Raw genomic sequence first — 9,109 nt, forward strand, 5'->3', positions numbered from 1 at the left:
GATTTCGTTGGTCGCCGTGAACTCCTGGGAGTCCTGAGCGCCACTCCGCTGAAGGTTCGTTGCGCCCTACAACTGCCCGCCGACGGCGATCGGCGCTGCTCCGCCCCAGGCGTCGGTACTGGCGCAGGCCGCCGCCGTGTCGCACTCCAGGTCCCACTCGGCTGTAAGCCCCTTTGCCTCTCCCCAGGCGCTTACCAACTTCAGGGATGGGCTTGAGTACCACAGGCTGTCGCGGGCACTGAGTTGAATCTCCTGCCGTGCGGTGAAGGATGCGCCGCCGACGACGGTGCCGTTCTGGGTGTTGATGACCTCGTAGGACACCGGTAGGTCGGCACCACAGGCTTCGTACCTGTCGTGGTACCAGTACCCCGACGTACAAAGGTCCGAGGCATCCCGCACTTCGTTGAGAAGCTTCTTCTCTGCCTTCGCCCTGGCGCTGGACGGACTTCCGATTGTGATGCAGCCGATCTTCGTGATCCCACTGCGAGCCAACTGGCGAGCCTTCGTGATATCAGAACAATCCTGCGGATTGGCCGAGACCACTGGCTTGTACTCAGCTAACGGTTCCTCTCCCGCCGGAGTGGCTGCTACCGCATTGGTCACCGAAGGCTCGCCATTGGCCCCTTGGGCGACCCCGGTGGTCCCCACTGCGGTTATCAGAGTCAGGCGAATATGGCCCACCTGAATCTTCTCGCTCTAGACAAGTACTTCCCTTCCTCTAATGAGGCGTCACGGTCGTGAGATGACTGCGACCAAGCACTCCATTCATAGTCAGAGAGGAAGTCGAAGAAACGAGACGTGCTGGCATTTGATCGTGATACGCGTCACAGGAGCAGTGCGACCACCGCAGCTTCAGGTCCGGAGCAAACCCAAACTGCGCTATGGGTCTTCCAGCATGGCCACTCAGTGAACTCTTTCAGCGTGGCCACGGATGCCCGGAGTTATTCACAGGTCGTCACGCGGTGTGCGTCTCGCCGTACGGTGCTGCCCCTAGTGATCACGAGGACGGGGGTGCGCGATGTACAGGGTGGATCTGGCGTTCCGGGTTGATGAGGTGCTGGCCGACGTCCCGGAGGAAGGCCGCCAGGAATCATGGAGACGATGCCAGGGTGCTGGTCCGCCGGGACGCCTGGCCGTCGTTCGGCGGCTGGGAAGGGGCGCTCTGGTTCGGGTCTCGGTGCTGGGTGGCGTTCACCGCGTACCCGGACGGGATCGATGTGTACGACGTCGGTTGGGCAGGCTGAGTGAGACTGAGCCGCCTGCTTGGTATGCCCGCGCCCACGGCGTGACCGCCACCCAGCCCATGGCAGACCTCGGGCTGGCCGGATGCGAGCTGTGAGTGATCTCCCCGGGCTCTCGCCCCAGTTCAGATTTTCCTGGCTGGCCCTTCATACAGGGAGCGCAGCTTCGCGGCAACGGCGTCGTCGTTCACCGCCTGGGCGATCTGTGTGTTGCCGCTGTCCATTGCCGAGCTGGGACATGATTCCTCAACTCCAGCGGTGCCCTGCATGCTGAATTCGGCAACCTCGCGGCCGGTGCGCGCCTCCCTGACCACGAATGTGTGATCTGCCTGGACGACATCCATGGTCCCGGACATTCCCGGATAATCGAACGTGCAGGTGCCCATGACACCTCCGGTGGTGACGGCGTCGTCGCAGACCACCAGCTGGACCTTGTTGTGATCCTCCTCCTCGTCCGTCCAGTCGAAGTCGATCTCTGGGTTCCAGCCGTCGGGCAGGGTGACGTACTGCAACTCCAGTGTGGCGGGGCCGGAGTCATGGTGGACGATCGTCATCGGATGCGGACCCTTGCCCTCATACGGTGTGCTGTCGGGGTTGTAGGGCCGTTCACCGAGACACACTGCGGTGGAGACCGGATCGGGAGTTTCCTCGTCCGACGGAGAAACCGATGGCGCGTCCGGTGTCATCGTGATGGTCCGCGCCGGAGGTGCTTCTGCTTCCGGCTGATCCTGGGACGAGTTGCTGGTGCATGCGGACGCCGCGATGAACGCGAAACAGCTCCACAACGTGAGAAAGAACCGCCCTCGGCAGGCAGTCGCTGCGAATACCACTGCATTCCCCCTTCACCGAGTCGCCAGCTGGTCATTCTGAATCAATGGGGGCCGTTCGTCAGCCACCGCAGACGCGCAGAGTCCCCCGCTCTCTGACGGCCCCCTCCCGAGAGATTTGCGCTGTAGGTCCCGCTGGAATTCCCCGGCGGCGCCGAACGGCACTCGCCCTACTCCGCCGGGAAGAGCCGCAGCTTCGCGGTGTTCCCCACGATGGCGAGAACGGCGATCGACAGCTCGTTGACGGTGGAGGGCCCGCCCTGGTCGGGGCGCTGCCCGAGGAGGTTGGAGGTGAATCCGCTCGCGTCGACCGAGGTCAGGTCCACGCCCTCGGCGCCGACGGCGCTGACCGTGAACGGGCCCGCCCGAAGGGCGGCGGCGCGTGGGATCTCGGTGCCCTTCGTCACGACGACCGTGCAGCTTCCGTCTGCACACGCCCGCAGCTCGGCCGCGGTTGACGGCTTCATCGGCTTCACGCGGTCGGCGACGGCGATGAGGAGGGCATCGTGGGCGTGGGCGAGGCGGGCGACGGTTCGGCCGAACGCGAGGGTGTGGCCGGCGCGGGCGCCCCCGCGTCGCCGCCCGAGTCGGAGCCGCACCCGGTCAGCGCGGCGGTGAGAGCCAGGGCGCAGACGGTCCCCGCCGGGCCGCGCGCCGCAGATAGCCTGGTCCTACGGCGGTGGGTCGGTGATTCCGATGTGGTCATGGGACCGTTTCTATAGACGGGTGCCCGGGAGGGGTCCCGCGCGCCCGTCACGTCGTAGGACTAAGTCTTTTGAGGGCGCCGTCGCCGACGCTGCGGTGTGGCCCGCTGAACTGCGGTGTCTCACCGCGATGTCGGATCCAACTTCCATCCGACAGTGATCGTGAGATTCCGACGCGAGAAGTGAGATCCCACATTGTAGGGTCGCATCGGTCGTGACATACCGATCTTGTATGACCTGGACATTTACTGTTTGTCTCACGGGATGCCGTACCGGCCGAGTCTCGCTTCGGTGGCATTTCTTCGGTGGCGGTGCTTCTCCGCGGTCTCATGTTCGCCTTGCTGGGCTGACCCCGTCCGGGGCGAGCCAGGAGCGGGATGCTCGGCCCGCTGTCGCGGCGGAGCGGGAGCCGGGGTCCAGTTGTGGAGCCAGGACCGGGTGTACCGGTGCCTCGTCAAACAATAGTGATCACATAGTCGGGTTCTCGGATGGGTGCGTTGTTCCGAACCCGGGACCGGTCCCGGTCCCGCCGTAGATGCTTGGGCAGCGTGAAGCAGTGAGGGAGACGGCGGCGGGCGGCGGGCGCTGCTGCGCGCGGTCCGGCCCGGCGCGGGACGTTCGTGGTTCGGTGGCGGCTGCGGATCGGTGGTCTCCTCAGCGGCGTGTTGTTGATCGCCAGCCTGGGCTGGCTGGGGTTCCTGGTGCCGACCAGCCCATGGTGGATCACCGAGGTGTTCCGGCCCGTGTACGACCTTGGCTCGTTTCTGGGGGCGCTGTTCGCCGCGGTCCTGTTGGTGGGCCTGCCCGGGATGGTCGCGGTGCTCGCCGGGATCCGCCCGGGCAACGCCGCGCTACGCCGACGCGTGCTAGCCATGGACGGCGAGGGCGTGTGGATCTACGAGTCGGCGAAATGGTGGTCCGCCCCGCGCCTGGTGCCATGGCGCGACGCCAACCCCGTTCGCGTGTACACCCTCGATCACACCGACATCGATCCCGCCGACACCGGGCCGGGACCAACGTTGGTGCCGTGGGACTTCCTGCAGTTCGGCGATCCGCCGCAGGCCACCATCCACCTGCTGTGGTTGACCGCGACCGCCGAGGTCATCGTGGCGCAGGCCCGGCGCCGTCGACCGGATCTCACCGTCCTCGACCAGCGCACCCCCCGGGTATCGGGTCTTGGCGGTTGGGTACTACGTCGGCGTCGCCGGCCCCGCTCCCGGATGATCACGCTCCGGCGTCAGCGGAGCAGATAGCCGGCGCCGCGCATGGTGTGGAGCCCGGATGGTGGGCCGAGTTTGCGGCGCTGCCGTCACGATCGTCGCTGCGGCAGTGTCGGTCGTTCTGCCGGTGTGACCCACATGCGGATCGCGTCGGCTGAAGAGGTGAACCGGCGCCTGCGGCGATGGTGTCGGGCCAGCCTTTCGGCCGGCAGACAGGCCGATGTCGGGACCCGTCCCCAACGGCGTGAATATCATTTCGGCCATGCCCGATCCCGTGTATCCGCTGCCCTCAGGCGATAGGTTGCCCCCGCTAGGGACCTACAACGCTATAGGGACCACACTGCTGCACAACTCTCGTCCGGACGGCAGCGGTTGCTTCTTCGCCACTTGTTGGATCGTGTTCATCCTGCCGGTCGTCCCGCTGGGCCGCTACTACGTGCGGCAAGGCAAGATCACCGAAGAGGGTGGGTTCTCTTCTATCCACACGACAATCGAGTACGAGTTCGTCGGCAGGTCTCGCCTCCGCTTGGTCGAGGTCATCCGGACCTACCTGTACTTCTGGATCGCTGTCCCGGCTGCCTTCCTCGGCCCGATCATCGCTTCCATAGCCTGGGACAATAACGAGTCCAACGACGACGCCCAGTTCTATGGAATGCTCGTATCAGTTGCCTTGCTATGTCTGCTGCTAGTCCTGTTGTTCCTCCACCGGACGTACTGGCGACCAGTCCGGAGAGCCCGCTGGATCGACACCGAAAATGCTCAGGTGGAAGGCAGGTACCAGCAGATTGCCTCGCTGTTGCCGATCGCGTTCCTCGCGGCGTTCTTCGCATTCTGGGCGGGGTGGGCGATTTTTGCCATCGCGCTGGCCTTGGGCATGTACTCGCAGAACCTCGACCCCGACCCGAACCCTCTCGCCGATACACTGCTCCACCCTGTGGCCCTGTTTTTGGGACTGCCCGTCGTGGCTGGTGTGGTCGCTCTCGTCGCTGTCGCGATCCGTCGTCGCTGAGCTTGTCCTACCGTTCTCGCAGGGGCGTGCTGACCTGGCCGTCCCGTGGGAGACGAGACCGCAAGGAGATCTGAAGGGAGAGAGCTCACGCGGTACGCGGTGGGTTGGCCTTCGCGGGGGGAATCTCGCATCCCGGATCCCATCCATGACGGACCACGATATCGGCCTCCCGGGTACAACCTAAATCTGTCAGCAAATTGAGTCTCACTCAGGAAAGGCCGCACCCAATCTCATGGGGGCCGCGAACGAGCCGGATGAGCACTGCGGCAGTCCCACCGATGGTTGCGATCCTTCGACGGGGCCGGTCATGGTGAAGGGGTGGAAGCGGAGCAGTCGGTGCGGTGCGAAGTCCCCTACCTCGCACCCGTCGTGGTGGGAACTGGCCTGGTGTGGCTCGGCGGGCTGGGGGTGGCGGGTTTCCGGTGGCTGCGCCACGATCCCACGCATCCCGGGGAGTTCCTCATCCTCGGCGGGCTGTTGGCGCTGACCGTCTGCACCGGCCTGCTCAGGAGCCGGTACGTCGTGCGCGTGGTCGAGTTCACCAAGGCACAGGTCCGGCTGGAAAGCCGCGCGGACGTGCGAACGGTGCGCATCGCAGACGTGAGGGCGGTGGGGGTTGCACACTCCGGCGACACGGCAAGCGGCTACGTGGAGACATCGCTGCGGCTGGACTGGCGCGATGGAAGCCGATCATTCGTCTGCGACCACGATCCCACGTTGGGACAAGCGCTCGTGAGGCTGCTCCCCTCCCACGTCACCGTGGAAGAGCGGTGGGACCAACTCCAGGAACCTTCGACCGGTTGACAACAATGACTTCAGTGAGAACGAACAACAGGCTGACCAGCCGGTCTCTGATTCGTGGCCAATCGGCCGCCGAGTGGCCATCGGTCGTGAGATTCGGCCACGGAATCTGAGATCCCACACCTGTTGTCAACGGGCAGTTCGCCGGGGGCAGACAGGAAAGATCGCGGAAAGACTGGCCAACGTGGGCGGGGCATGTCAACGTAGACGACCTGGCGTTGCAGGAACAGGAACACGAGGATCGTGGGGGCCATGATCAGCAGGGCGCCGGCATTCAACAGGACCTGGTCGGTGGCGTACTTGGTGGTGAACGCCTGCAGGGCGCCGGCCATGGTGCGCTTGTTCGGGTCGTCGATGAGCACCAGGGCGAGCAGGAACTGGTTCCAGGTGGACAGGAACATCAGCAACGACAGCGAGGCGATCGCCGGGCCGGCCAGCGGCAGGTGGATGTGGCGCAACGCCCGCCAGGGGCCCGCACCGTCGATGCCCGCCGCCTCGGACAACTCGCGCGGGACGTTCACGAAGTGCGCGCGCATCCAGAAGACCGCGAACGGCATGTTCATCCCGATCAGCGGCAGGATCAGCGCCCACTGGGTGCCCAACAGGCCCATCTCCCGCACCTGTTCGTACAGCGGGACGATGACTATCTCGTACGGCAGTGTCAGCGTCAGGAGCAGCACCATGTAGAAGATCCGGCCCAGGGGGATCTCCAGGACGGCGATGGCGTACGCCGCCATGGTCGAGATGAGGACCGCGACCGGGACCACGCCCAGCACGATCAGCGTGCTCGACTTCAGCAACGTGGTGATGTTGGCGACGTTCCAGGCGTCGACGAAATTCAACCGACGGCAAATCGCGCCGGATCCATGGATCCGCCAGGGCTTCGGACAGCTGCCACGTCCTCCCAGGCCGCCGAATCTCTGCGGCCATTCGCGGCCACTTGACTCCCCGTTACATGGCCGCGAGCGGGGAAATGAAACTGGCCACCCACAGAGGGCGAACGTCTGCCATCACCTGCTGCCCGGGAGGCGGACCTCCCGAGCGCCCCGGCCGACGCTCCCGTTCATCATCGACCCAGTCAGCAGCGCTACGACGCGGACTCCACGACTGTTGGAGGGAATCGGGCGCTCAAACCACCGGACCGGAACGCGTGCAGGCCAGTCCCCGCGCGACCGCGTGCCATGGAGAAGGCCCCTCCACGCCCGTCCCACAGCGTCGACCACAGCGCGCGGTGAGCCAACGAGATCCCCTCATCGGAGACCAGTTCCTCGAGCCGTTCCCGGCTCACCCTCTCAACTTCGACGGGCATGCCCTCCGAAGGGCGCCCAGCGAGTCGCACTCGTTACTGACGGCCGTCACCGCACATCGCCCAGGTGATTGACGCAGACGACCTTGGGCTGGGTCATCTCCTCGAAGGCAAAGCGCACGCCTTCGCGGCCCATGCTGCCGTACTTGAACCCGCCGAACGGCATGGCGTCAAACCGGTAATCGGACGAGTCGTTGATCATTACGCCTCCGGCCTCCAGTAGCCGGGCCGCGGACAGCGCCCGGTCCAGACGCGAGGTGAAGATGCCCGCGTGGAGGCTGTAGTCGATGGCGTTGGCCTGCTCGATGGCGTCTTGGAAGGACTCGAACGGCTGCAACACGACGACCGGGGCGAACGCCTCCTCCTGCCAGATCGTGCAGGTGGCCGGCACGTCTTCCAGGACTGTCGGCGCATAGAGGGAACCATTGAGCTCGTTGCCGCACAGGAGCACAGCCCCCTGGGCCACCGCGGCGTCGACCTTCATCCGGGTGGCGCGGCCGGCCTCCTCGGTGATCATGGGGCCGACGTCGGTGTGCTCATCGAACGGGTCCCCCACGCGCAGCAGCTTGGTACGGGCGACGAAGGCATCACGGAAGGGCTTGTACACCTCGCGGGCGATCAGGATCCGCTGCGTGCCGATGCAGTTCTGGCCCGCGGCCCAGAACGCACCGGAGACACACGACTCCACCGCCGCATCCAAGTCCGCGTCGTCCATGACGATGACCGGTGCGTTGCCGCCGAGATCCATGGCCAGCTTCTTCAGGCCGGCCGCGCGGGAGATGGCCTCACCGGTGGCGAATCCGCCGGTGAACGACACCATGCGCACGTCGGGGGCGCTGACGATCGCGGCGCCTATGTCGGCACCGCCATTGAGGACTGTGACGATCTCTTCGGGCAGACCGGCCTCGATGAGTGTGTCGACCAGGCGGAGCGCGGACAGCGGCGTGTGTGCGGATGGTTTGAGGATCACCGAATTGCCGCCGGCGATGGCCGGGCCCAGCTTGTGGGCGACCAGGTTGAGGGGGTCGTTGAACGGGGTGATGGCGGCGATGATGCCGAGCGGTTCGCGGGTGAACCAGCCCTGCCGCTTCTCGGAGCCCTCGTAGGCGTCGAACGGGACGACCTCGCCGGCGTTGCGCCGCGCCTCGGCCGCAGACAGCGCGAGGGTGTTGACTGCGCGGGCGACCTCCTTGCGGGCCTGGGTGATGGTCTTACCGGCCTCGTTGACGATCAGCAGGGCGAAGGATTCGCCTCGCCGCTCGACCAGCCGGGCGGTGCGCTCCAGGACAGAGGCCCGGGTGGCGCGGGACAGGGCGGCCGCGGTGCTGCGGCCGCGCCTGGCCCGCTGCAAGATGGTGCCGATGGCGGTGGCGTCGACGGTGCAGACCGAGGCGATGACCTCGCCGGTGTAGGGGTTGTGCACGGGCGCCATGCCGGTGCCGCACTCGATGCCCGGGGGCAAGACGGTCTCAGTCACGGTGGGTCTCCTGAAGAACGCGATCCAGGGGCGGGTGTCGTCTTCCGCGTGCTGGCGCTGGAAGACGGCGATGATGTCCGACAGCAGGGCGAAGGTGGTCTCCGTCCGGCCGGCGCCGGGACCGGACACCGTGGCGGTGCCTGGGCGGTCGGTGTCACGGGTGGGGATCTGGTCGTACTCCCAGCCTTGGCCGGTGACGGCTCGACGCCCAGGGCCATGATGGCGTTGCTCGAAGGTCCGCCGGTCCGGCTTGTAGCCTCGGCTTGCTGGGCGGTGATGACGTGGTCAACTCAACCCGGGTATCGGCGACATGCCATGCGATCAGGTTGTCGTCGGTGTGGGAGATGAGGGCGACCCCGTGGCGGATCTTCAGCGCCCCGGAGGGCCTCTGCTAAGCGGTGGTGGTCATACGGCTTCCCCTGCGGGGGTGGCGATCCCTGTCGCGGTCTCGACCGACAGCAGGGAGTCCTGCCGTCCGGAGCCGAGCCAGCGAACCAGGGCCACCAGGACGAGCGCGAGGATCG

The 9,109-nt window shown here is 66.1% G+C and carries 8 protein-coding genes; 3 read left to right on the top strand and 5 right to left on the bottom strand.

All coding sequences use genetic code 11. The annotated features are described in order from the left end of the window. Window positions 1-66: 66 nt before the first annotated feature. From ABZ078_RS26855 to ABZ078_RS26865, 3 genes are all read right to left on the bottom strand, one after another. Entirely contained in the window at window positions 67-648 is a 582-nt protein-coding gene (locus ABZ078_RS26855; protein WP_356579227.1) for a hypothetical protein, read from the bottom strand. Between the two features lie 718 nt (window positions 649-1,366). After that, window positions 1,367-1,927, bottom strand: a complete 561-nt coding sequence (locus ABZ078_RS26860; RefSeq protein WP_356579229.1) for a hypothetical protein — start codon at window positions 1,925-1,927, stop codon at window positions 1,367-1,369. Window positions 1,928-2,238: 311 nt separating this feature from the next. Further along, window positions 2,239-2,667, bottom strand: a complete 429-nt coding sequence (locus tag ABZ078_RS26865) for a hypothetical protein (protein ID WP_356579231.1) — start codon at window positions 2,665-2,667, stop codon at window positions 2,239-2,241. 767 nt (window positions 2,668-3,434) lie between these two features. Between ABZ078_RS26865 and ABZ078_RS26870 the strand changes: the two genes are divergently transcribed. The 3 genes from ABZ078_RS26870 to ABZ078_RS26880 all read left to right on the top strand — a co-directional run bounded on the left by ABZ078_RS26870 (window position 3,435) and on the right by ABZ078_RS26880 (window position 5,805). Next, the gene (locus tag ABZ078_RS26870; RefSeq protein ID WP_356579233.1) at window positions 3,435-4,025 is read left to right on the top strand and encodes a hypothetical protein; all 591 of its coding nucleotides are present in this window, start codon (window positions 3,435-3,437) and stop codon (window positions 4,023-4,025) included. 229 nt (window positions 4,026-4,254) lie between these two features. Continuing rightward, window positions 4,255-5,001: a hypothetical protein gene (locus ABZ078_RS26875; protein WP_356579235.1), complete on the top strand. Its 747-nt coding sequence runs from the start codon at window positions 4,255-4,257 to the stop codon at window positions 4,999-5,001. Window positions 5,002-5,319: 318 nt separating this feature from the next. Then, window positions 5,320-5,805 (top strand): hypothetical protein, encoded by a 486-nt coding sequence (locus tag ABZ078_RS26880; protein ID WP_356579237.1) that lies wholly within the window; start codon window positions 5,320-5,322, stop codon window positions 5,803-5,805. A gap of 11 nt (window positions 5,806-5,816) precedes the next feature. Here the strand turns inward: ABZ078_RS26880 and ABZ078_RS26885 are convergent, their stop codons facing one another. Continuing rightward, entirely contained in the window at window positions 5,817-6,644 is an 828-nt protein-coding gene (locus ABZ078_RS26885) for a carbohydrate ABC transporter permease (RefSeq protein ID WP_356579239.1), read from the bottom strand. A gap of 513 nt (window positions 6,645-7,157) precedes the next feature. Further along, window positions 7,158-8,540, bottom strand: a complete 1,383-nt coding sequence (locus ABZ078_RS26890) for an aldehyde dehydrogenase family protein (protein ID WP_356579241.1) — start codon at window positions 8,538-8,540, stop codon at window positions 7,158-7,160. Between the last annotated feature and the right edge of the window lie 569 nt (window positions 8,541-9,109).

It is taken from the genome of Streptomyces sp. NPDC006385, assembly GCF_040612485.1.
In the GTDB taxonomy this organism is placed as follows: domain Bacteria; phylum Actinomycetota; class Actinomycetes; order Streptomycetales; family Streptomycetaceae; genus Streptomyces.

Coding starts and splice junctions, on each gene's coding strand:
- ABZ078_RS26860 (WP_356579229.1), bottom strand. CDS start 1,927: ATGACACCGGACGCGCCATCGGTTTCTCCGTCGGACGAGGAAACTCCC.
- ABZ078_RS26875 (WP_356579235.1), top strand. CDS start 4,255: ATGCCCGATCCCGTGTATCCGCTGCCCTCAGGCGATAGGTTGCCCCCG.
- ABZ078_RS26890 (WP_356579241.1), bottom strand. CDS start 8,540: ATGGCGCCCGTGCACAACCCCTACACCGGCGAGGTCATCGCCTCGGTC.